Genomic DNA, 21,974 nt, shown 5'->3' on the forward strand with positions numbered 1-21,974 from the left:
AGGCGCCTCGGACGTCCTTGACGCATTCGCCGCCAGCGGCTTCGATGTCACCTACATTCACGCACACGAAATCTGAAGTCGCTTCCCGCGCCAAGCCAGCGCTGGACGAGTAGGCGGCTGTCATCATCAGTGACATCAGTTCCAATAGCACGCAACGCGGTACGAGAAGCCGGGGCCGTGGCGGTGTACGCCGGGCGCGACTCACGGGATCTCCTTCGGCGACGCCGAGATCAAATTCAAGTCGGTTGTTCAGACGGGATGATGGCCGCCGACGCGATTGGGCTGCGCAGTGCGGTGAGTGGTCTGGTGCAGCATTTGTCGTGTGCAGAGCTTCTTGCTCGGTCGATCGCTCAGATCGAGGTGGGTAGCTCGGTCAGCGCGGTGTTCGACGGTTCCAACCACATCTTCTGACCGGTCTGATGGCCGACTTCCTGCGGTTCAAGGAGACGTTCATGTTGCTCGATCCCTTCAAGGTTCGGGGCCTGGAGCTGCCGAATCGGGTCATCATGGCGCCGATGTCGCAGCGCTCCGCTAACGAGACCGGGTGCGCGAGTAGTTGGCATCTGGTGCACTACGGCTCGCGCGCGGTCGGTGGTGTCGGGCTCGTGATGATCGAGGACTCGGCGGTCTCGCCCGAGGGCCGCGGCCACGGCGGCGCTCTTGGCCTCTACACCGATGAACAGGCCGCGGCGCTGGCGCCCATCGTGGAGTTCTGCCACGAGCAGGGGGCCAAGGTCGGTGTGCAGCTCGGGCACACCGGGCGGAAGGCCTTCGCCGACAGCGACGCGCTCAACCAGGTCGTAGGTGCTACCGGGGCGCCCTTCAACGCCTCGAGCCACCAGCCCCACGCGCTGACCGACGAGGAGATCTGCGACCTGGTCGCTGCGTTCGGGCAGGCCGCAGCCAGGGCGAGTCAGGTCGGCGTTGACGTGATCGAGATCCACGCCTCGAACGGGTACCTCATTCACGAGTTCCTTTCGCCGCTGACCAACCACCGCTCAGGCCCGTACGGCGGCGGCCCCGAGGCCAACAGTCGCTTCCTGCTCGAAATCGTGGAACGGGTACGCGCAGCCTGCGGGCCGGGAATGCCGCTGTTCGTCCGGCTGGCGATCGACGACCTCGCCGACGGCGGCTGGCATGCCGACGACGCCATCCCGGTCATCCACCAGCTCAGCCGGGCCGGCTGCGATGCCATCGACGCCGCGGCAGGCGGCGCAGTCGAGGGCGCGTCATCGTTCGAGATCCCGGTCGACTTCCGCAACCTCGCCGCACAGGTCCGCGAACGCACGGGTATGCCGACCATCGTCGCCGGCGGCATCAGCAGCGCAGAAGCAGCCGAAGCCGCGCTTGCCGGCAGGGACTGCGACCTCGTCGCGATCGGACGGCTCCTGCTCACCAACCCCTTCTGGGTCAACTCCCTGAAGGAGCCGACACAGGCCAAATGACCACACCCACGCGAGACCAACCTCGACGCCCGAGCGCACCCTGCTGTCAGGCCATTCCCGAACGAGCGCACGTCCAAGCAGTCCGTCGCTGAGTGGGCCTTACTTGGCCACACAACGCCGTACTCCGACCTCGGTTGGGTGGCGAGAAACCCAGCCTCGCCCGACGTTGTCGCAGCTGGTCTGCGGAGCGTCGGATTCGGCCTCACCCGTTCCTTCCTCTTCACACACGATTCCCGACAATGGAGTGAGTTATGGCACTGAAGTTCTGGGTGACGGCACCCTTCTTCTACTCGGACATGGACCGTCCGTGGGGCGAGCTCCTGCAGGACATGCTGACGATCGTCGACACCGCCGAGCGGCTCGGTTTCGAGGGCGTCGCGATCAACGAGAACGTGTTCCAGAACTACGTCGCGAACCCCAGCGCCCTGGCCTTCGCCGCGCTCGCGGCGGCCCGCACCACGCGGCTGCGGATCCTGCCCGGCGTGGTGGTGCTCCCGAGCTATAACCCGCTGCTGATCGCGTCGGAGATGGCGATGCTGGACCACCTGGCCACGGGCCGGGTGGGTATCGGTGTGGCCCGGGGCGGCGGCCGGTACCAGCTGGACCGGATCGGGGTGGACCCCGCCCAGGGCCGGGAGATCTACGAGGAGGCGCTGGAGATCATCCAGAAGGTGTGGGTCGAGGACAACGTGACCTACGACGGCCGCTACTTCTCGTTCCCGCGCACCACGATCGTGCCCAAGCCCGCCTCCCAGCCCGGCCCCGACCTGTGGATCGCCTCGCAGAGCGTCGATGGCGTGCGGAAGGTGGCCGCGCAGGGGCACAACCTGCTCACCGCACCCAACTGGGGCAACTTCGAGCCGCACGGGGACCTCGAGGCGCTCCTCGAGGCCTTCAACGCCGCGGCCGCCGAGAGCGGCTCGCCGCGCGGCGAAGTCATGGTCTACCGGCACACATGGCTGGGGCGGACCGAGGCCGACGCGCTCGAGTTCTTCGACGACATGGTGAGCGAGTACAACCACTACCTCGCGCTCACCCAGACCGTCAGCCAGGGCACCCGCGAGGACCGCCTCAAGGCGCGTGGCACGGGCGAGAAAATCGAGTTCGTGGAGGCCGGCCGCGTCGTGCCCGCGAACGAGTCGCCGTCGTCGGAAGGCCTCTGGGAGAAGTACTCCGACCCGGTCCTCACCACCGCGGACAAGATGATCGAGCGGTTCAAGCAGATGGAGGCGATGGGCGTCGACCACCTCGCCTGCCTGATCGCCTGGGGCCAGCCCATCGAGGCCGTCGTCGCCCAGATGGAGCTGATGGCCGAGCAGGTCCTGCCCGCCTTCGCCGAGGACCCCACGCCCTCCAGGGCCTGACCGCCTCAGCGGCTCGGCGACGTGCAGGGGGCTCGGCGACGTGCAGGGGGCTCGGCGACGTGCAGGCGGCTGTCGCCGAGCTCCCTGCCCCAGACATACCCATGTACCAGCGGGACGGTGAACAGGTGAACGACATCGCCATCGCCCGCCAGGCCGGAGTCCGGATCGCCATGGGCACCGACTCCTCCGGCACGCTGTGCCCCTTCGGTGCGCACGCCCGGGAGCTGGAGCTCTACGTCGAGCACGGCATGACACCGGAGGAAGCACTGACCACGGCCACGGCTACCGCGGCCGCGCTGCTCCAGCGCGAACACCAGATCGGCAAGCTCGCGGCCGGCTTCGCCGGGGACGTCGTGGTCGTCACCGGCGATGTGCTGTCCGATATCCGACTGCTCGGTGACCAGAGCAACATCGCGCACGTCCTCACCGCCGGTGTGGACCGCAGCGACTATCTCGCCGCTGCGGCGTCGGTCCTCAGTTGACCGCGGCGCCAGGTCGAGCGGGCCACCACAGGGAAAGCAGGAATGCATGAGTTGGGTTCGTGTTCGGGGCTTCGACTGCTTCGTGGCGGAGTTCGGCAGCGGCGACCGCTCTATCGTGTTGATTCACGGGTGGTGCAGCGACTCGACCGACTGGGTCGACCAGATTTCTGCTTTCGCCGGCGACGCGCGTGTTGTGACACTCGACCTGCGGGGGCACGGGCATTCCGAACGGACCGCGAGCGGGTACGGGAGCGTGGAGCTCGCCGAGGACGTGATCGCCGTCCTCGACCATCTGGGCCTGAGCGACAGCCATCTGGTCGGGCATTCCCTGGGCGGCATCATCGCCAACCTGATCGCTGTGCGCCGCCCGGACCTGGCCCGCTCGGTCCTGCTGATCGACCCGGCCTACGGACAGCCCGAGGAGTGGGAGGGCCAGGTTCGCGCGATCATCGGCGACCCGGCTTCCGCCGACAGCGCAGAACGCGCCGCGGTGGCAGCCGACCTCGAGCCGGAGGTACACAACAGCGTCACCGCCGCCCGCCGGATCCGACGCCGGCTGCAGGCGCTCGCACTCGGCCCCGAGGTGGTCTGGCCCACCTTTGCCGGCATGTGGTGCGGCGAGGACGCGCCGGGGCTTCGCCCGCAGACCGAACGCGCGATCCGCGAGCGCCGCCAGCCGGCACTGTGCATCTACGCCTACGAGCCGACCTACATCTGGGAGTCGAACCTCGTCGACGAGCTCGGTCTCGATACCCGAGTCGAGCTCTGGACAGGCGTCACCCACTTCCTGCACCAGGACGACCCGGAGCGGTTCAACAAAGTCGCATCAGCCTGGTTCGACGCGAATCGCCGGTAACCCACCAAGTACTCCGTCAGCACTTCTGGCCACAGAAAGGAAGCGGCAGAATGCCCTACGTCGAGGTGAAGGTTTTCGAGGATCGCTTCGAGGACCCGTCATTCTCGCAGCGGATGGTCGAGGCAGTCACACAGGCCATGATCTCCGTGCTCGGCGAGGAGGTCGGCGCGGAGTCGACCGTCATCGTCGAAGGCGTCCCGCGCAACCGCTGGGGCCATGGCGGCAAGCTGATGGGCTGACCCCACAAGCGGCGCGCAACGCTCCCTGATGCGCGCCGCTCACATCTCACTCGCATGACTTTGATAACCCGAGCCGAAACGGAAATCAATGGCCTCGAAACTGAGTATCGGTCCGCTGCCCGTTGACCAGGCGGAGTTGCGACGGGCCTACAGCTGTTTCCCCAGCGGCGTGACCGCTGTCTGTGCGCTGGACGACGAGGAGCCCGTCGGGATCGCGGCGAGCTCGTTCACCTCTGTCTCGATCACTCCACCGCTGGTGTCGGTCTGTGTGGCACACAGCTCGACGACTTGGCCGCGGTTGCGGCAGCTGCCCCGGCTGGGGGTGAGCGTGCTCGCCGACGGCCAGGAGGCGCTGTGCCGCTCACTCGCGGCGAAGGACCGCGACCGGTTCGCCGACGTGCCGTGGGAGCCCAGCGAAGACGGCGCCATCTTCGTCAGGGGCGCTGCAGCATGGCTCGAGTGCTCGGTGCACTCCGAGCTGCCCGCGGGCGACCACGACATCGTGCTGCTGCAGATTCACCGTCTGACCGCAGATCCCCGCAACGAGCCGCTGGTCTTCCACAGCAGCCGGTTCCGTCGCCTCATCGCACTCGAATCCTGACCCGGCAGCCATGTCGCGAGCCGGGCAGTCCCAACCCCTCTCACCCGTAGGCCGCATCCGGGGTGTCCGCTCGACGAGTCCGCCGCGACGCGGCCGACCCGCCGCCCATGCTTGCGGCTGGTGGACCGTTCCCCCATCCCCACAGCCGTCCTGCAGCCCCGACGATGACATCGGCCACGGCCGTCGCAACCGGCACGGTCCCCCGGCCAGGCCCGCTTCGCCTCCCGAAGACCGGCGGAGCGTCCTACCGCGGACGTAACGAGACAGTATGGTTCTCCCAGCGTCAACGAGGACCGGGCAGGTGGAAGGGAATTGTGGAGTGCGAGCGAGACCTCGTTCCGATGCCACCCGCCTCACCCTCCTCAATGCAGCCCTCGATGTTGCTGCCGAGTACGGGGTCAAGGGCGTCACCCACCGACGGGTCGCCAGCGCCGCCGGCCTGTCCCTCGGGCTGACCAGCTACCACTTCGCCAACCTCGACGATCTACTACTCGAGGCGTTCCGGCTCTTCGTCTCGCACACCTCGGCCCTGTACGAGCGTCAGTTCCACGAAGCCACCGACCTCGAGTCGATGATCGACGCGGCCCTCGCGGTCGTGAACGCGCTCAAGGACAGTGCCCGAGAACGCACCCTGCTCTACGAGCTCTACGCCCAGAGCGTCCGCGACCCCGCCTACCGAGAGCTCGTCATTTCCTGGGCAGCATCAGCACGCGCGGGCGTGGAACGTCTCTACAGCGCACGCACTGCCCGGTTCCTCGAGGCCGCCTGGGAAGGCGCCAACGCGCAGCTGATCCAAGGTCGCGACGATCAGTCCGAGGATGAACTACGCGACCTGTTCCGCCTGATCCTGCTTCAAGACTCGAACGAGCTCACAGGTGGCACAACCGCAGCCACCCCTCGCGGCGGAGAGCGCGTTTGAGAAGATCAACTGGCGGTTGTGGAGTTGCGGCGTTGGGGTAGTAGGCCCGCCGCGGGCGAGGCGTCGGGTGATGGTGTTGATCGCGGCCCATCGAATCATGGCCTCGGAGACGGCGGGGTCGCGTTCGTAGTCGCGGGTCAGGCGCCGGTGTGCGGCCAGGACCATCAGCACCGTGATCGGCACGACTGAAGCGCTCCTGGCCGCGGCCGGCTGGCGGCTCGCGGGGCCGACCTGACTGTCCTGCGTGCCATCCAGCGCCCCTCCCTCAGCTCAGCGTGTGCAGCGCGACGACGGCGACCGGGCCGACCGCGGCCATGGCGGCCGAGGCGGCGAGGGGAAGGGGCGGCGCAGGGCGGTACTCCCTCCCCGGCTCAGCGTCGTGCTCGTCGAGCCGAGGTGGTCGCTGCCTGTAGGTCGGTCCGCACGGGACCCCGGGCCCGCAGCGCCGCCAGGATCCCAACGGTCGTGTGCAAGTTGGTCAGGACATCCACCAACGCGGCCCCAGCCTTCGCGTGCCGCAGCCTCGTGTGCTCGACGGTGATCCGCTGCTGTCGAGGACCAGTCCCCGCCGTGTCGCCGGGCGGTGGTCCGCATCGACAGCGAGCCCTGCACGGAGACGACGCTGCGGAACCCGCTGTCCGCACCTCCGGCTCTGCGCAGCCCGGCCCGTAGGACACCGCATCGCGCCCGCGCAGTCGTAGCCCTGCAGGTGTATGCCCAGCTCCCCGAGCGCCCCGAGCTCCTTGGTGATCTCGTGCGGCGGGGCCTCACTCACCGAGTCGTCGGTCAAGACCCGGCGGACGGGGTCCGCCGGCAGCGGAACGCAGGACACGACGTCACATCACGACGGCACCAGGTCCCGGCCGAGCGCGTAGGCCGCGCGCAGGTCGAGGCCCTCGTAGACGACGGCGCACCGGTCGCGCAGCACGTCGGTGGGGTTGATCCCGACGGTGCGGGCGAGCCGCTCGAACAGCAGCACGTCGGAGCGGGAGTCGCCGTAGGCCGTGCGGTCGTCCTCGCTCAGCCCGAGGTCCGCGAGCAGGCCCAGGGTGATGTCGACCTTGTCCTGCAGGGTGAGCAGCGAATCCGTGGTCGGCGGGCGGCCGGGCACGACGTCCGAGCCGAACGTCCGGTGCGCACCCCACCCCTCCAGCCTGCGCACGAAGAAGTGCGGGGACTGGGAGATCACGGCGATGTGTTCGCCGCGGGCCCGGATGTCCGCGAAGACGTCCGGGACACCTTCGATCCAGGCGGCGGCTGCGAAGGCGGCGTCGATCTCGGCATCGGAGGCGTCCATCCAGAGGGGCAGCACCGCCTCCCAGAACTGCAGGTCGGTCAGCTGTCCGGCGTTCCAGGCCCGTTCGACGGCGTCCGCGACCTCGAACGTGCCGAGGTGGCGCGACAGTTCCACGGTGGCGGCGCCGCGCAGCAGCGTGCCGTCCATGTCGAAGACGTGCAGGCGGGTCATCGTTCTCCTAGCGGGTGGCTCGGCGCGCCGCCGGGGAGGGGATGGGCGGGGCGCCGGACGACTGCGTCAGGCCCAGACGGCCATCTCGGTCGAGACGGTCCGCATCAGACCGACATGGTCTATGTAGTCGGACTCCGGAACCTCACGCTCACAGTTCGCGATCAGCTCGGTGAAGTCTCACTTCCTGAGCAGCTTGCCGTCACGGAACACCGGCTGCAGCACGTGCTCCGGCTCGATGTAACTGGACATACTCTGTGCCCTTCGGGTACAGCGGGTAATGGCAGTGCTTGTCGTTGTCCGTGTCGGTGATCAGGTCGTCGAGATACCCCTCTGTTCACCCGCGTGAGAGTCGTTTCTGGTCAGACGGCGCTTCACGGCATCGCATGAGCTCAGTCCTCCCGGCGCCGCTGGCGAGCACCGGTTCGTTGTCACTGCTCAGGCGGTGACCACCGGGGCGGCGTCGAGGACCCGCCGCCGCATCGTCGCGAACAGCGGCCCGCCGGCCTCGGCGGCGCTCAGCGCCGCGACCCACTCCGGGTCGGCCAGCATCGCGTTCCACTTCCGTTCGAGGTCGGCGAGGTCGTCGAACCGCAGGGTGTAGACGAGTTCGCCCCAGGAGTGCTCGCCGATCATGGTACGGCCGGCGCTGACCAGCTCCATGCCGTGCTTGGCCAGCATCGGCAGGGTGGCGGAGGTGAAGAGGTCGATCACCGCCCCGAGCCGCCCCGGGACGGCCACGTACTCACGGACCTCGTAGATCACGCCCGCTCCTGTCCGGCGAAGGCGGGCAGGACCTGCTCGGCCATCAGCTCCATCTGGGCGACGACGGCCTCGATGGGCTGGCCCCAGGCGATCAGGCAGGCGAGGTGGTCGACGCCCATCGCCTCCATCTGCTTGAACCGCTCGATCATCTTGTCCGCGGTGGTGAGGACCGGGTCGGAGTACTTCTCCCAGAGGCCTTCCGACGACGGCGACTCGTTCGCGGGCACGACGCGGCCGGCCTCCACGAACTCGATTTTCTCGCCCGTGCCACGCGCCTTGAGGCGGTCCTCGCGGGTGCCCTGGCTGACGGTCTGGGTGAGCGCGAGGTAGTGGTTGTACTCGCTCACCATGTCGTCGAAGAACTCGAGCGCGTCGGCCTCGGTCCGCCCCAGCCATGTGTGCCGGTAGACCATGACTTCGCCGCGCGGCGAGCCGCTCTCGGCGGCCGCGGCGTTGAAGGCCTCGAGGAGCGCCTCGAGGTCCCCGTGCGGCTCGAAGTTGCCCCAGTTGGGTGCGGTGAGCAGGTTGTGCCCCTGCGCGGCCACCTTCCGCACGCCATCGACGCTCTGCGAGGCGATCCACAGGTCGGGGCCGGGCTGGGAGGCGGGCTTGGGCACGATCGTGGTGCGCGGGAACGAGAAGTAGCGGCCGTCGTAGGTCACGTTGTCCTCGACCCACACCTTCTGGATGATCTCCAGCGCCTCCTCGTAGATCTCCCGGCCCTGGGCGGGGTCCACCCCGATCCGGTCCAGCTGGTACCGGCCGCCGCCCCGGGCCACACCGATACCCACCCGGCCCGTGGCCAGGTGGTCCAGCATCGCCATCTCCGACGCGATCAGCAGCGGGTTATAGCTCGGGAGCACCACCACGCCGGGCAGGATCCGCAGCCGCGTGGTGCGGGCCGCCGCGAGCGCGGCGAAGGCCAGGGCGCTGGGGTTCGCGACGTAGTTCTGGAACACGTTCTCGTTGATCGCGACGCCCTCGAAACCGAGCCGCTCGGCGGTGTCGACGATCGTCAGCATGTCCTGCAGGAGCTCGCCCCACGGACGGTCCATGTCCGAGTAGAAGAAGGGTGCCGTCACCCAGAACTTCAGTGCCATGTCGTCTCTCCTCTACGGCAGTCGGCATATAAACGTTTCCATGATTGTAGCGACCCCACTCGGGAAGCACCACCGTGTTCTCGCTCGAGTGAACCTAGAAGAGGTGGTTCTTGCCGCCGAAGACCTCGCTGACCGAGTCGTCGGTGAAGATTCGGCGGATGGAGTCGGCGAGCAGCGGGGCGCAGGACACGACGTCGATCGTGGGCGGGGCACCCGGGCGGAGCGGGATGGTGTCGGTGACGACGATCCGCTCGAACGGCGACGCCGCGAGGTTCTCGTAGGCCCGCCCGCTGAACACCGCATGCGTCGCCGCGGCGAACACCCGCCGCGCACCCGCCCGCGCGACCGCCTCGCCCGCGGCGCGCAGCGTGCCCGCGGTGTCGATGATGTCATCGACGATGATCGCGGTCTTCCCCCGGACGTCCCCGATCACCTGGTTGATCTCGGCGACCTGCTGCGCGGGACGCTCCTTGTCCAGGATGGCCAGACCGGCACCCATCCGGGTCGCGAACTGCTTGTTCAACTTCACCCGACCAGCGTCCGGCGCCACGACCACCAGATCGTCGTCCAACCCCGCGAAGTGGTCCGCCAACATCATCAGCGCCGTCATGTGGTCGACCGGGATCCCGAAAAACCCCTGCAGCTGACCTGCGTGCAGGTCCATGGTCAGCACCCGGTCCACGCCGACCGCCTCGAGCGTGCGCGCGACCATCCGCGCCGAAATAGGCTCCCGCGGGGCGGACTTCTTGTCCTGCCGCGAATAGCCGTACCAGGGAGTCACCGCGATCACCCGGTGGGCGCTGGCACCGACCGCCGCGTCGACCATGACCAGCAGCTCCAGCAGCGCGTCGTTGGCGTTGACCCCGGCGGCCGGGTTGGCGCACATGGGCTGGACGAGGAACACGTCCGCACCGCGGATCGACTCCTCGTACCGGCAATACACCTCGTCGTTGGAGAAGGTCTTGAGCGTGATCGGGCCGAGATCGACACCGAGCTGGCGGGCGATCCCCTCGGCCAGGACGGGATTCGCCCGACCGGAGAACAGCATCAGCCGCTTGTCGTAGCCCCGCTGTAGCGACGCCGTCATGGGTCCACCTTTCGTGGAGGTAGTGGAAGAACCGCGGTGGATCAGCCCGTGGGCGCGCCCTGGGCGATCGCGTCGTCGATCGCCCAGGCGCGCGGCATCCCGGCCCGTGCCCCGACCGTGCCGACCGAGAGCGAGGCCGCCGCCACGCCGCGCGCGCCGGCCTCGAACACGGTGGCGCCGGCGGCCAGTGCCACCGCGAGCACCCCGTTGAAGGTGTCACCCGCGCCCGTGGTGTCCCGGACGTCCGCGGGCGGAGCGGGCAGGGACGTCGCCTGCTGCTCGGGGTCGATGACCAGCACACCGTCGCCGCCGAGGGTCACCACGACAGGCGCGCCCGTCCGTGCGGCCACCGCGGCCGCCATCTCCGGCACGGTCGTCCTCTCCGGATCGATCGCACCGGTCTCGAGCAGCGCGTACAGGTCGCGCAGCTCGGACCGGTTGGGGGTGACGACCGGGCCGAGCCCGAGCAGGTCCACCAGCCCGGGGGCCACCGGGGCCGGGTTGAGCACGCACGCCAGCCCGTGCGCCACCGCGGTCTCCACCGCTGCGGCCACCGCGTCCGCCGGAATCTCGGTGCTGACCAGCACACAGCCCGCCCAGTCCGCCGAGCGCGCCACGGCCTTGCGCACCGCCGCCGGGTCCACGGCGGCGTTCGCCCCGGCCCCCACGGCGATCTGGTTCTCCCCCTGCACGTCGACGACGATCAGGGCGGCGCCGGTGGCGACGCCCTCGAGCACCGCCACGTCGGTGACGTCGATCCCCTCCGCGCGCAGCTCCGCCAGGGCACCGACCCCGACGTCATCCGCACCCACCGCGCCGCAGTAGCGAACCTCGGCGCCGGCCCGAGCCGCGGCGACCGCCGCGTTCGCGCCCTTCCCGCCTCCATACCGCTCGACGCCGGGACCGACCACGGTCTCCCCCGGCCCCGGCAGCCGGTCGGTCTGCACCACCAGGTCGACGTTGACCGCGCCGACCACCACCACCCGCGGCGTCATGCGACCACCGACGGCGGACACACGAATTCCCGCACCTGGACGGTGGTGGGCCGTTTGCGCCTGCGGGCGGGCTGTGTCACGTCACGTCCCCTTCGGACTCTCACGTCACGTCCTCTTCGGGCTCTCACTGACCTCGGGGACCGCCTGCGGCCCAGGACAGAATCGACGTCCACAGAGCCGCATAGTGCTCCCACTCCACGAACTCCGGCGGAGCCCAGTGCGGGGCGAGGTCCGAGGTGAAGGCCACCGAGCGACCCCGGCCGTACTCCCCCACCACCAGCAACGGGTCGTCACCGGTCCGCGCGACGACGGTGGCGCCCTCCTTCGGGAAGGTCCGGTTGTAGCCCAGCAGCATCGGCCACTCGGCCGGCGTGCCGCCCAGCACCGGGTGGGCCGGGTCGCACACGTCCACCTTCAGCCCGTCGGAAATCTCCACCCGGTCGTCAGTGGGCATCAGGTCCACCGGCAAAGCCTCCGCCAGCGGGCTCATCCCATAGCGCGCCTTACCGTCGATCCCGGTGAACGACAGATACCCCCCGATCATCACCAGCCCACCGCCACGGCCGACGTAGTCCGCCACCAGGCCTAGCTTGTTCGGGGACTTCTCCGAGCGCAGGAACGTCTCGTCAGGCAACAGGAACGAATTGGACCCGACGTCGGAGATGACGACGACGTCGAACGCGTCGAGCGCCTCCGCCGTCTTGGGGAACAGCGCACTGATCTCGTGACCACGCACGTAGGTCAGCTCATGACCCGCCGCCCGCACGCAGTCCAGGAAGACGCCGGCACCCTCCTCGTACTCGGTGGAGTGGAACTGGTCGAAACCCTTCATGTGGATCGTGTGCTTGATCCAGGACTCACCCGCGACCAGGACGCGCAGCGGGGATGTGCTCAGGTTCTCGGGCACGTGCCCTCCTCTCGGCTCGAAGTTGACTATAAACGATTCTAACTACGGGTTGATAACGTCCGCCCAGCGGGTCACGCGTCGGCCGGTGGCCGCCTCATAAGCTCACTCCCGAGAGCACGAGCAACCGCGGTTCGGTGTAGTCCTCCATCGCGGCCCGGACTCCTTCGCGTCCGATACCGGACTCCTTGACCCCTCCGTACGGCATCTGTTCGGCACGGAAGGTTGGGATGTCGCCGACGATGACGCCTCCGACCTCCAGCTCCCGATGTGCGCGGAACGCCGTCTGAATGTCGTGGGTGAAGATCCCGGCCTGCAGGCCGAAGCGCGAGTCGTCCAGTGCCCGCAGGCCCTCGTCGACGCCGTCCACCGCCGCGACGGTCAGCACCGGACCGAAGGCCTCGTCCTGGCAGACCTGCGCGTCGGCCGGGGCGTCGACGAGCACGGTGGGAGAGACCAGCGCATCGGTGACCTCCCCGCCGGTCAGAACCCGGGCCCCGCCCGCGACGGCTGCGGTGACCCACTCCCCGATCCGCTGTGCAGCTGCTCGGTTGATCAACGGCCCGACGGTGGTCGCCGGCGACCAGGGGTCACCCACGACGAGCTGCTCGACCTCGTCCACCAGCACGGGCAGGAACCGTTCGTACACCGTCCTGTCGACGAGGACGCGCTGCACCGAGATGCAGGACTGGCCGCCCTGGGCGTTTGCGCCGGTCGCGATCCGCCGGGCCGCATGCCGCAGGTCGGCATCCGAACTCCAGTCCGGACAGATCAGCACCCCGGCGTTGCCGCCGAGCTCCAGAGTGACGTGCTTGCGGGGCACCGCGTCTCGGATGGCCCAGCCGACCGCTCCGGACCCGGTGAAGGACACCACGGGCATCCGCGGGTCGGCGACGAGACCGGCAGCGACCTCGTCGTCCACCGTGAGCACCGAGAACGCGCCCGCCGGTAGCCCGCAGTCGGCCAGGATCTCGCCCAGCAACAGGGCGCTGAGCGGCGTCTTCGGCGCGGGCTTGAGCACGATGGGCGCGCCCACCGCGAGGGCGGGCGCGATCTTGTGGGCGGCCAGGTTCACCGGGAAGTTGAAGGGTGTGATGCCCAGGACCGGACCCCGGGGGAACCGGCGCTGCAGGGCCAGGCGTCCGTCTCCGCCCGGCTCGCTGTCCAGTCGCTGGAGCTCACCCGACCACCGCACCGCCTCCTCCGCCCCCCACCGGAAGGTCAGGGCGGCGCGCTGCACCTCGGCTCGCGACCATGTGATCGGCTTGCCGCTCTCCCTGGTGATCGTGGCGGCGACCTCGTCCATGCGCTCGACCAGACCCGTGGCCGCCTGTCGGAGAGCGTCCGCGCGGCGGTGGGCGGGAACCGCGAGCAGGCTGCCGGCCGCCTCGTGGGCCAGCTGCAGCGCCTGCTCCACGTGCTCGGGGTCGGCGAGGGTGACCTCGGCCACGAGCTCGTCCGTCCAGGGGTCCCGGACCGGCAACGTTGCGGAACCGGACACCGGCTGCCCGGCGATCCAGGCCCCCGCCCGCCGGACGGTCGTGGTGCCGGTCATGGTGCCGCCCGCCCGGCGTCACGGGTGCTGGCGAGGGCGGTGGTGTCCTGTGGTCGGCTGAAGCGGACGAAGACGTCGTTCACGGGCTTCCGATCGAGCGCGGGAGGGGGCGGGACGAGGACTCTGCGGGTGCGCTAAGCGCTGCCACCCGGCTTCTCCTCGAGGATCATTGTCTTGTTCTCCAGGTAGGGCAGCAGCCCTGCGACGCCGCCTTCACGGCCGATGCCGGACTGTTTGAACCCGCCGAAGCCGATGCCGAAGTCTGCGCGGTTGTCGTTGTGGCCGACGGTGCCCGCCCGGAGTTGCCGGCCGACCGCTAGCGCCTTGTCCACGTCTCGGGTGAACACCGAGGCGTTGAGCCCGTAGATGGAGTCGTTGGCGATGCGGATGGCATCCTGCTCGTCCTTCGCGGGAGTCACCGTCAGCACGGGACCGAAGATCTCCTCCTGCGCGATCCGCCACGAGTTGTCCACGTTCCCGAAGACGGTCGGTCGGACGAACCATCCGCGGTCGAGGCCGGCCGGTCGTCCACCTCCGGCAGCGAGCGTCGCTCCCTCGCTGAGCCCGATGCCGATGTAACCCTCGACTCGTTCCCGCTGCCGTTCCGTGGCCAGCGGGCCCATCTGCACGGCCGGATCGAAGGGGTCCCCGACCGTCACCTGCGAGAACGCTTCGGCGAGACCCTCCACCATCTCGTCATGCCGATGGCGGGGCACGATGATCCGGGTCAGGGAGCCGCAGATCTGGCCGGTGAGGAAACACTCCGCCCCGCCCAGGACGCGGGCGGCCTCGGCGATGTCCGCATCGTCCAGGACCACTGCCGCAGACTTGCCGCCGAGCTCGAGCGTGAAGCGGCCGACCCGCTCGGTCATGATGCCGGCGATGGCCTTTCCCGCGGCGGTCGATCCGGTGAACGTGATCTTGTCCACCCGAGGGTCTCGGACGAGGGTCTCGGAGACCTCACGATCGGCGGTGACCACGTTCAGCACGCCCGCGGGCAGCCCGACCTGCTCAGCGATCTCGGCCATGATCAGCGCTGCGCCCGGCGCCTCGGGGGAGGCCTTGAGGACCACGGTGCAGCCGGCCAGCAGGGCGGGGGCGAGCTTGTAGGCGATCAGCGTCATCGGCACGTTCCACGGGATGATCGCGCCCACGACGCCGACCGGCTCCCGCACGATCGTCCCGTATCCGCCACCGCCGGACGGGGTGGCGGGCTCCTCGAAGGGGAACGACGCCGCGAGCTCAGCGTAGTAGGAGTACGCGCCCGTGACCTCCCCCATCGCCGCGCGGGCCGCGCCGGCGAGGATTCCCGACTCTCGCGGCCAGATCTGCGCGACGTCCTCGACGCGGTCCTCGACCGCGGAGCTGATCGCCCGGAGGTACTCGGCGCGCTGCCCGTGCGTCATGCGCGGCCAGGGGCCGTCGTCGAACGCCGCCCGTGCCGCACCGACCGCGGCGGCGATGTCGGCGTTCCGCGCCTCCGCGACGCTGAAGTACACCTGCTCGGTGACGGAGTCGACGACGTCGATCGTGTCCGAGGACGTCGGGGCGACCCATCGGCCGCCGATGTAGAACTCGTCCGGCCGGTCGAGGGGTACAGCGCCGGCGGTCGTGATGTCCACTCGCTATCTCTTTCCTTCTCTGTCGGCGCCCGTCGTGGACACCGTCAGGTGCGGGGTACGGGTCAGGATCCGGACTCAACCGGGGGGACGTAGAACGACACCTTGCGGATGGTCTCGATCGTCCGCCAGGTGTTCTTGTCCCCGGCGAACAGGCGGACGACGTCCCCCGGCCCGATCACGATCGTCTCTCCGGTGCGGTGGAAGGTGACCTCCGCCTTACCCGCGAGCACCACGAAGATCTCGTCGGCCGTGACGCCCTGGTACTCCCCGACCTCGGCTCCCCAGACGTCCACGGCAGTGTCCGCGGTGAGGCCGTCCAGGTAGCGGGCGCCGGTGCGGAATGTCGACGTCTTCGGCTTCCAGTCGAGCTCGGCCGAGAAGGCGTTTCCCAGAAGCTGGCTCACAGTTCTCCTCACAGATGTACAGGCTCTCGTTCCGAGAGGTCAGTGGTCGGCGTGCGCGCCGCGGGCCGCCGTGAACAGGCGCCGGGGGTTGGCGGTGAGCAGGCTGGCGGTCACCTCGCCCGGGACGCCGTGGCGTTCCAGCCGGGGCAGGAAGTACCGGGGCACGTAGCCGTAGCCGTTGCCGCCGTTGCGGCTCCACATCGCCTTCGTGGCCATATCGTGGCTCAGTAGCAGGCGCTCGGCGTAGCCCGCGGCGACGAGCGCGGCGACGGCCTCCGCGGTCTGGTGCGGCGCCGGGCACTGCCCCTCGCCCGCGTAGAAGAAGGGCATGCCGATCATGTCGAACTCCAGCCAGACGCCGCGCTCGGCGACGGCCCGCTGGTAGTCCGGGTCCTCGCCGGAGGGGTCCATGTGGCACAGCACGACGGCCTCGGGCCGGACCCCCTCCTCGTCGAGGACGATGTCGAGGACCTCGTGGGCGCGCCGCTGCCAGCCCGGCAGGTGGACGAACAGCGGGACGCCGAGCTCGCGCTGCGCGCGGGCGGACGCACGCAGGTGCGCCCGTTCCGCCTCGGTGAACTGCGGGGAGACCCCGATCTCGCCGATGATCCCGGGCCGGATGCCCGTGTCCCCGACACCGTCCGCGAACTCGGCGAGGATCTCCGCCACCAGGTCGTCCACGGTGGTCTCGGCGCGGCGGGCGGAGTGGAAGATGTGCACGTACCAGCCAGAGCCCATGACGACGTTGAGCCCGGTCCGCTCGGCGATGTCCCGCAGCGCCAGGGGGTCCCGGCCGACGTCGCCGTTGGTGCAGTCGACGACGGTCCGCCCGCCCGCCTCGACGAAGTTCGCCAGCTCCGCGACCGTGGCGTCCGGGTCGTCCTGGGTGGCGTTGTCCCGACAGCAGCGGGGGTCCTCGCGGAGCACCCACTGCATCGACGGGCTCACCTCGGCGTGGAACAGCGCGCGCTCGGCCGGGTCCTCGGGCTCGGCACGGGGCCTGCCGGACCAGTCGCTGAGCAGGTGCTCGTGGGTGAGCGTCATCCCGAGGGCGTCCACCGGAACCGGGCCGCGCACAGTACTGACCAGCACGGTCGGGTCATCCATCGGGTCAACCTCTTTCGTTCGCGTGGGGTCCCGGCGCCCCCGCCGGGGAAGGTGCGGGCAGGGGCGCCGGGTAGACGACGTCAGGCCGAGACGGCCATCTCCGAGGAGACGGTGCGCATCTGGCCGACGTGGTCGATGTAGTAGGACTCGGGGACGTCCTTCTCCGCGTTGGCGATCAGCTCGGTGAAGTCCCACTTCTTGAGCAGCTTGCCGTTGCGGAACACCGGCTGGAGCACGTTCTCGGACTCGGGGATCGAGCCCTTCGGCACGGTCGTGTAGACGCCGTTCTCGTGCTTGAGCGCGAGCCGGCCCTTCTTCGACGCCTTCATCGAGGAACCGGTGGGCTGCTTGGAGATGTCGCGCCACTCGCCGTTCACGCAGACCGCGGAGGCCTTCTGGCCGAAGTTCATCGTGTCGCGGTTCCAGTGCTGCAGCAGGCCGCCACCCATGCCGAACACCGCGTTGTCCGCGGCCAGGCCACGACGCTCGAGCTCCATGTAGACCTGCGGCAGGCTGTGGTAGTTCACGCCGTCGCCCTGGACCACCCGGATGAACGGCGGCAGGATCTTGAAGCCCTTGGAGTTGACCTCGTAGCCGAAGGCGTCCATCAGCCACTCGGTGGTGTCCGCGGTGACCTCGACGATGTCGCCCGAGTCCGGACGGATGCCGACGAGGCCCGGGAAGCTCTGGATCTGGTCCTTGAGCTCCTTGCCGATGATGTTCTTGACCGCGTTCTCGTGGTCGTAGGTGTCCGTCAGCAGCAGGGCACAGCCGTTCGGGCCCATCGTCTCGAGCATGTTGCGCATGGCGTCGGCCTCGCCCGCCCGGCCCCAGGCGCAGAAGCCGGCGTGCTCGGAGTTCGGGCCCGAGTTCGACACCTTGCCGGCGTTGTAGAAGCGCTTCGCCGCGAGGATGCCGGGCACGGTGTCGGACTGGTCGAAGTTGACCAGGTGCGCCAGGCCGCCGAGGGCGGCCGACTGCTGCGAGCTGACGCCACGGGCGCCGTAGTCGTGCAGCATGTTGCGCAGCCCGGCCGTGCTGTCGGCCGTGCGCGACAGCGCCTCGCGGATGACCATCTTCGACAGCCAGCTGACGGTGCCGATCGTGGTCGGGTACCAGACGGCGCGCAGCAGCGCGGTCTCGAAGAAGCTGGTGGCCCAGAAGTACTTCGGGTCGGTGTTGATGACCTGGACGAGCACGTTGCGGGCCGGGAGGACCGTGCCCTCGGGCACCGCCTCGATCTCGACGGGCAGGAAGCCGCCGTGGTCGTTGAGGATGCCCATCCAGTTCTCGCGGTTGAAGTGCATCCCCTGCTCGCGGACGACGAACTCTGCCTCGTCGATGTCCTCGAGCGAGATCGGCTTCATCAGCTTCTCCCGCAGGAACGCCTGCAGGCCGACGAACTGCGTCACCGCGAAGTCGCCGCCGCGGGACTCGATGTAGCTCGAGACGTACTCGGTGCCCTTCGGGTACAGCGGGTAGTGGCAGTGCTTGTAGTTGTCCGTGTCGATGATCAGGTTGTCGAGATAGCCCATCGATCCGCCTTCGTCGAGAGTCGTTTCTACTGGTGGACTTCGTGCGCGTTTCGGGCCGGTTCCGCACCGGCCGGCCGTGAGCGTCGCTCAGATCGGACGCCCCGTTCACACCCCGGAGAGCCTGGCTCACCGAGCCCGTCGAAGCTAGAGGTCGCAACCGGAATTACACGATCGTAACGTTTCTACCCTGGCCGAACCTGGCTAATATGGGGCGATTCCGGCACGCCGCAACACCGGACGGCCTTTCGGGTGCCCCGGCGACCGCCCGTCGTGCGGTGCTGTCGGACCTGCCCGCGACCGGCACGGGGCTGGCGATCCGGGCCGCCGAGCCACCCACCAGCCACGCGACGACCGAGAGGGTTGGATGGACTCGATTCTTCAGTGGGCACAGCTCGCCCCGTCCAGGACGCGCAGGCTCGTTGGGCGAGTACTCCAGCACCGGAACGGCGTCCAGCACCCGGCCGCGCCGTTCCGGCGTGACCGGCCCCGGGGTCGTCGAGCACATGGGACACCGTGCTCGCCGACACCCGGGCATGCTGGGCCACGTGCTTCATGGTCGGCCGCTTGCGCCTGCGGTCGGACTGCGTCACGTCGCGCTGCCTCCTACCCGTTTCACCGAGGCCTGCACGCGTGCCGCTCAGGACGGTATCGAGGTCCACAGGACCGCGTAGTGCGACCACCCGACGAACTCCGGCAGCGCCCGGTACGGAGCGAGGTCGGAGGGCGAAGGAGACCGCGCGATCGACGTCCGCGGTTGTCGGCGAGTGCAACCGTCCCGATCGGCTTCGCGGTCGACGGGTCGAGCACGTCCAGGGGGCCGAGCTCAACGGCGCGATCCACTCGCCAGCGCGACGAAGAAACGATCCGACCTCACCTTTAACTCCCTTCCACCGCCGAAACCTGCACTCAGTCGACCATGAAGCGGGTGTACGGCCTCCGTTGGCCAGGCATGGATTAGAAACGATTCTGGGATCGTAGGATACTTCACCCTGGCAGGTCAAGCAACGGGCACGGGTAAAACCCTTTGTCCGGGAGTTGCGCCCGCGCGGGAGAGAGGAACCTCGATGACAGCGACCCGGACGAGGCGGTCGCCCCGATCAAGCCGTGCCTCGACGCGGCCTCAACCACCTTGGTGTGCCACAGCCCGGCCACCATTGCCGACGCGCACAACCGCCGAGCGCGATGTCGGACCCAGCGCGCTGGAGCGGGAGGCGGTGCTGTCGTTCCGCGCACGCCGAGCTGCGGACCGTGGGCTGTGTCTTTGGGTTCGCGCTCGGGGAGGTTGAGCCGCTCGACCAGCACCTAGAGACCCAGACTTCGGCACGTTCTTTGCCAAGTTCTGCTCCTACCTCCCCCTACAACGCCAAGCTGTGTCTCAACGGGCACGAGTGGGCTAACGCCAGGCGACGAAGGCGGGCCTGGGGTTCGCCGCCCTGACCAACGGCTTCGCCACCTGCGCCGACGCGGAGGCGGTGCAAGCGATCTGCGATCGGCTCGGGGCCGAGCAGATCGACGCGCTGCTGCGCAAGTGGCTGGCGCGCCTGCCGCACCCGTTCACCGGCGGACCGGGCCGCTGGCTACCGCTATGAGGACTCAGCCATAACCCGATCCGCGCCGCCGAGGCCTTCACCACCGTCCACCTGCCGATCCTCACCCGCGACGGGCACCGCATCGCCGGACTACGCCTGGGTGATCACCGCGCGCAGGCGCTGCTGCGAGTGCTGCTGGTGTTCCGACTGCTCCCACGCGGATTCCGCAACCCCGACCTGCGCGGGCTGCTCGCCGAGCAGCTCGGCCTCGCCCCCACCGGGCCATCGGCCGGGCAGGTCAGCTACGACCTGCGCCGACTTCGCGCCCACGGCCGCATCGCGCGGGCCCGACACCGACCCACCCGTACCCAGCGCCCTGCGCGCCGCCGCCCGCAACTACCAGCACGCCCTCGACCACCTCACCCAGCAGGCCCGCTTCGCCGCATGACACCCAGACCTTGACTCGATCACACCGACTTGGTCGGTCCTAGCCGAGCTGGGCGCCACACTCGGTTGGCGCGAGTCCGCACGTATGGATCGATGACCAGTCCTCCGCCTGCGCATGGCGAAATAATTAGGGCCTACCGTTTCAGGCAGTCGTCGAGAATCCGGTGAAATCGCTCGCTGTCGGCATGAACAGCGAAACGTGCGTTACCCACCGTCCCGCTGTGCCCGTGCAGGTGATCAATGGTTGTCCGACCGTAATTCTGGGGGCTCACCGTTTCGACGTCGACGGCGACCTCCGTCAGCTCGAGAACGGCTGGGTCGATAGCGTACGCAACGCAGAGCGCGTCGTGCATAGGGGCAGAAAGAAGGCTCCCGATACCGTGAGGATCTGTTTCGTAGTAACTGTCGATGTAGTACTCCGTGACAGCCGCGACGACTTGACCGGCGCTGGTCTCAAGCTCTCGGTAGCGCCGCAGGTCGTCACGACTCACGAGCACCTCGTGCGTAGCGTCGAGAGGCGCGACGGTGAGGCGCTCGATGCCGGCGCTAAAGACGACATCGGCCGCCACGGGGTCGGTGTAGATGTTGAACTCCGCTGCTGGTGTCCGGTTCCCGGACGTCTTCCATGCGCCGCCCATGACGATGACCTCTTCGACCGTGTCGAGCACGTCGGGTGCCACCGTCAACGCGGCTGCGAGGTTGGTCAGAGGGGCGACCTGGATCAGGGTGATCGGATGGGTCGCGCGGCGCAACGTTTCGACCAGCCATTCCACGCCACGCCAGCTATGTGGCGTGAGCCCCGCCACCCCGACTGGCAGCATGTCCTGGTGGAACATTCCTTCCGCCGGGTTGGCTGCGGACGGGTAAGGACTCGGTGCGAAGCGGCGGGCCAGGCCGGCGTGGACCTCGACCTCGCTCTTGCCGATCGCGTGTAGGACACGCAGCGTGTTGTCGGTGGCTTGATCCAGCGTGAGGTTCCCGACCACCGTCGTGCACCCGACCAGTTCGATATCCGGGTGCAGGGCGGCCATCGTGAGCGCGACTGCGTCGTCGTTGCCGGTATCGACGTCCAGGATCACTCGCCGGGGCATCTGCTGTCCACCTCTCGCATCGGGGCCGACCAGGCCGGGGGCGCCGGCTGGCGCTCGCAGCGGGATAACCACGTCATGAGCCCGACTCCGACCAGATGGACACCTTCCGAAGCCGCTCGATGGTCCGCCAAGTATTACGCTGGCCTTTATTGAGGCGGACGACGTCGCCGGGTCCGATCTGGATCGTTTCCTTTGTGTCGTCGAACGTGACCTCGGCACGTCCTTCCAGGACCACGAAGACCTCGTCGTCGGTCAGGCCCCCAATGAGTCCTGGCTCCGCCTCCCACACTCCGATCTCCGCCCCATCGACAGTGCCGATATGGTAAGTACCGGTCGGTACCGTGGTGCTGGCATCCTCTAGTGATTCGTAGCCTTCAGGCTGGAGCTGGTAGCGGAACACGTTTCCGAGATGTTGCGTCATTCTATGTACTTCCTTTCGCGGCATTCTCACTTCTTTGGTGC

General features: G+C 68.8%; 22 protein-coding genes and 1 pseudogene. 8 read left to right on the forward strand and 15 right to left on the reverse strand.

Translation table 11 applies throughout. The features are described from left to right. Positions 1–177 precede the first annotated feature (177 nt). The 8 genes from I4I82_RS12325 to I4I82_RS12360 all read left to right on the forward strand — a co-directional run bounded on the left by I4I82_RS12325 (position 178) and on the right by I4I82_RS12360 (position 5,906). Positions 178–411 (forward strand): hypothetical protein, encoded by a 234-nt coding sequence (locus tag I4I82_RS12325; protein ID WP_218594470.1) that lies wholly within the window; start codon positions 178–180, stop codon positions 409–411. Positions 412–419: 8 nt separating this feature from the next. Beyond that, complete coding sequence (locus tag I4I82_RS12330; RefSeq protein ID WP_218594469.1) at positions 420–1,445, forward strand: oxidoreductase; 1,026 nt, start codon at positions 420–422, stop codon at positions 1,443–1,445. Between the two features lie 251 nt (positions 1,446–1,696). Then, positions 1,697–2,809: an LLM class flavin-dependent oxidoreductase gene (locus I4I82_RS12335; protein ID WP_218595715.1), complete on the forward strand. Its 1,113-nt coding sequence runs from the start codon at positions 1,697–1,699 to the stop codon at positions 2,807–2,809. 59 nt (positions 2,810–2,868) lie between these two features. Next, a complete protein-coding gene (locus I4I82_RS12340; RefSeq protein ID WP_226370009.1) occupies positions 2,869–3,291 on the forward strand; it encodes an amidohydrolase family protein in 423 nt (140 codons plus the stop codon). 46 nt (positions 3,292–3,337) lie between these two features. Beyond that, complete coding sequence (locus tag I4I82_RS12345) at positions 3,338–4,147, forward strand: alpha/beta fold hydrolase (protein WP_218594045.1); 810 nt, start codon at positions 3,338–3,340, stop codon at positions 4,145–4,147. Positions 4,148–4,197: 50 nt separating this feature from the next. Beyond that, on the forward strand, positions 4,198–4,386 hold the full coding sequence (locus I4I82_RS12350) for a tautomerase family protein (RefSeq protein WP_218594046.1): 189 nt from the start codon (positions 4,198–4,200) through the stop codon (positions 4,384–4,386). Positions 4,387–4,474: 88 nt separating this feature from the next. Beyond that, positions 4,475–4,987: a flavin reductase family protein gene (locus tag I4I82_RS12355; protein WP_218594047.1), complete on the forward strand. Its 513-nt coding sequence runs from the start codon at positions 4,475–4,477 to the stop codon at positions 4,985–4,987. Between the two features lie 301 nt (positions 4,988–5,288). Beyond that, the gene (locus I4I82_RS12360) at positions 5,289–5,906 is read left to right on the forward strand and encodes a TetR/AcrR family transcriptional regulator (RefSeq protein WP_218594048.1); all 618 of its coding nucleotides are present in this window, start codon (positions 5,289–5,291) and stop codon (positions 5,904–5,906) included. A gap of 39 nt (positions 5,907–5,945) precedes the next feature. On the opposite strand, the pseudogene I4I82_RS34920 reads toward I4I82_RS12360, so the two are convergent. The 15 genes and pseudogenes from I4I82_RS34920 to I4I82_RS12440 form a co-directional block, all read right to left on the reverse strand. Then, positions 5,946–6,053: pseudogene (locus tag I4I82_RS34920) on the reverse strand (IS5-like element IS4811 family transposase); the annotation flags it as partial. Between the two features lie 694 nt (positions 6,054–6,747). Beyond that, complete coding sequence (locus I4I82_RS12370; RefSeq protein WP_218594049.1) at positions 6,748–7,374, reverse strand: HAD family hydrolase; 627 nt, start codon at positions 7,372–7,374, stop codon at positions 6,748–6,750. A 435-nt stretch (positions 7,375–7,809) separates the two neighbouring features. Continuing rightward, complete coding sequence (locus I4I82_RS12375) at positions 7,810–8,136, reverse strand: NIPSNAP family protein (RefSeq protein WP_169385765.1); 327 nt, start codon at positions 8,134–8,136, stop codon at positions 7,810–7,812. Next, entirely contained in the window at positions 8,133–9,236 is a 1,104-nt protein-coding gene (locus I4I82_RS12380) for an LLM class flavin-dependent oxidoreductase (RefSeq protein ID WP_218595716.1), read from the reverse strand. The genes I4I82_RS12375 and I4I82_RS12380 overlap by 4 nt, the downstream gene beginning before the upstream one ends. A 94-nt stretch (positions 9,237–9,330) precedes the next feature. Then, entirely contained in the window at positions 9,331–10,323 is a 993-nt protein-coding gene (locus I4I82_RS12385; RefSeq protein ID WP_218595712.1) for a ribose-phosphate diphosphokinase, read from the reverse strand. A gap of 41 nt (positions 10,324–10,364) precedes the next feature. Further along, positions 10,365–11,318 (reverse strand): PfkB family carbohydrate kinase, encoded by a 954-nt coding sequence (locus I4I82_RS12390; protein WP_218595713.1) that lies wholly within the window; start codon positions 11,316–11,318, stop codon positions 10,365–10,367. Between the two features lie 124 nt (positions 11,319–11,442). Next, entirely contained in the window at positions 11,443–12,225 is a 783-nt protein-coding gene (locus tag I4I82_RS12395; protein WP_218595717.1) for a glutamine amidotransferase, read from the reverse strand. A gap of 94 nt (positions 12,226–12,319) precedes the next feature. Beyond that, on the reverse strand, positions 12,320–13,777 hold the full coding sequence (locus I4I82_RS12400; protein ID WP_218590025.1) for an aldehyde dehydrogenase family protein: 1,458 nt from the start codon (positions 13,775–13,777) through the stop codon (positions 12,320–12,322). Positions 13,778–13,911: 134 nt separating this feature from the next. Beyond that, entirely contained in the window at positions 13,912–15,399 is a 1,488-nt protein-coding gene (locus I4I82_RS12405) for an aldehyde dehydrogenase (protein ID WP_218590024.1), read from the reverse strand. A 62-nt stretch (positions 15,400–15,461) separates the two neighbouring features. Next, on the reverse strand, positions 15,462–15,803 hold the full coding sequence (locus tag I4I82_RS12410; protein WP_218590023.1) for a cupin domain-containing protein: 342 nt from the start codon (positions 15,801–15,803) through the stop codon (positions 15,462–15,464). 39 nt (positions 15,804–15,842) lie between these two features. Then, entirely contained in the window at positions 15,843–16,910 is a 1,068-nt protein-coding gene (locus I4I82_RS12415; RefSeq protein ID WP_218590022.1) for a phosphotriesterase family protein, read from the reverse strand. Positions 16,911–16,990: 80 nt separating this feature from the next. Next, the gene (locus tag I4I82_RS12420) at positions 16,991–18,445 is read right to left on the reverse strand and encodes a nicotinate phosphoribosyltransferase (protein WP_218590021.1); all 1,455 of its coding nucleotides are present in this window, start codon (positions 18,443–18,445) and stop codon (positions 16,991–16,993) included. A 1,679-nt stretch (positions 18,446–20,124) separates the two neighbouring features. Further along, positions 20,125–20,328, reverse strand: a complete 204-nt coding sequence (locus tag I4I82_RS12430) for a hypothetical protein (protein ID WP_218590019.1) — start codon at positions 20,326–20,328, stop codon at positions 20,125–20,127. Between the two features lie 227 nt (positions 20,329–20,555). After that, entirely contained in the window at positions 20,556–21,500 is a 945-nt protein-coding gene (locus I4I82_RS12435) for a nucleoside hydrolase (RefSeq protein ID WP_218590018.1), read from the reverse strand. Between the two features lie 85 nt (positions 21,501–21,585). Next, complete coding sequence (locus I4I82_RS12440) at positions 21,586–21,912, reverse strand: cupin domain-containing protein (RefSeq protein WP_226370010.1); 327 nt, start codon at positions 21,910–21,912, stop codon at positions 21,586–21,588. Positions 21,913–21,974: the final 62 nt, after the last annotated feature.

The organism is Pseudonocardia oceani (genome assembly GCF_019263585.2).
Classification (GTDB): domain Bacteria; phylum Actinomycetota; class Actinomycetes; order Mycobacteriales; family Pseudonocardiaceae; genus Pseudonocardia; species Pseudonocardia oceani.

Excerpts from the sequence above, each read along its gene's own strand:
- I4I82_RS12330 (WP_218594469.1), top strand. The coding sequence starts at position 420 with ATGGCCGACTTCCTGCGGTTCAAGGAGACGTTCATGTTGCTCGATCCC.
- I4I82_RS12335 (WP_218595715.1), top strand. The coding sequence starts at position 1,697 with ATGGCACTGAAGTTCTGGGTGACGGCACCCTTCTTCTACTCGGACATG.
- I4I82_RS12345 (WP_218594045.1), top strand. The coding sequence starts at position 3,338 with ATGAGTTGGGTTCGTGTTCGGGGCTTCGACTGCTTCGTGGCGGAGTTC.
- I4I82_RS12350 (WP_218594046.1), top strand. The coding sequence starts at position 4,198 with ATGCCCTACGTCGAGGTGAAGGTTTTCGAGGATCGCTTCGAGGACCCG.
- I4I82_RS12355 (WP_218594047.1), top strand. The coding sequence starts at position 4,475 with ATGGCCTCGAAACTGAGTATCGGTCCGCTGCCCGTTGACCAGGCGGAG.
- I4I82_RS12370 (WP_218594049.1), bottom strand. The coding sequence starts at position 7,374 with ATGACCCGCCTGCACGTCTTCGACATGGACGGCACGCTGCTGCGCGGC.
- I4I82_RS12380 (WP_218595716.1), bottom strand. The coding sequence starts at position 9,236 with ATGGCACTGAAGTTCTGGGTGACGGCACCCTTCTTCTACTCGGACATG.
- I4I82_RS12385 (WP_218595712.1), bottom strand. The coding sequence starts at position 10,323 with ATGACGGCGTCGCTACAGCGGGGCTACGACAAGCGGCTGATGCTGTTC.
- I4I82_RS12390 (WP_218595713.1), bottom strand. The coding sequence starts at position 11,318 with ATGACGCCGCGGGTGGTGGTGGTCGGCGCGGTCAACGTCGACCTGGTG.
- I4I82_RS12400 (WP_218590025.1), bottom strand. The coding sequence starts at position 13,777 with ATGACCGGCACCACGACCGTCCGGCGGGCGGGGGCCTGGATCGCCGGG.
- I4I82_RS12415 (WP_218590022.1), bottom strand. The coding sequence starts at position 16,910 with ATGGATGACCCGACCGTGCTGGTCAGTACTGTGCGCGGCCCGGTTCCG.
- I4I82_RS12420 (WP_218590021.1), bottom strand. The coding sequence starts at position 18,445 with ATGGGCTATCTCGACAACCTGATCATCGACACGGACAACTACAAGCAC.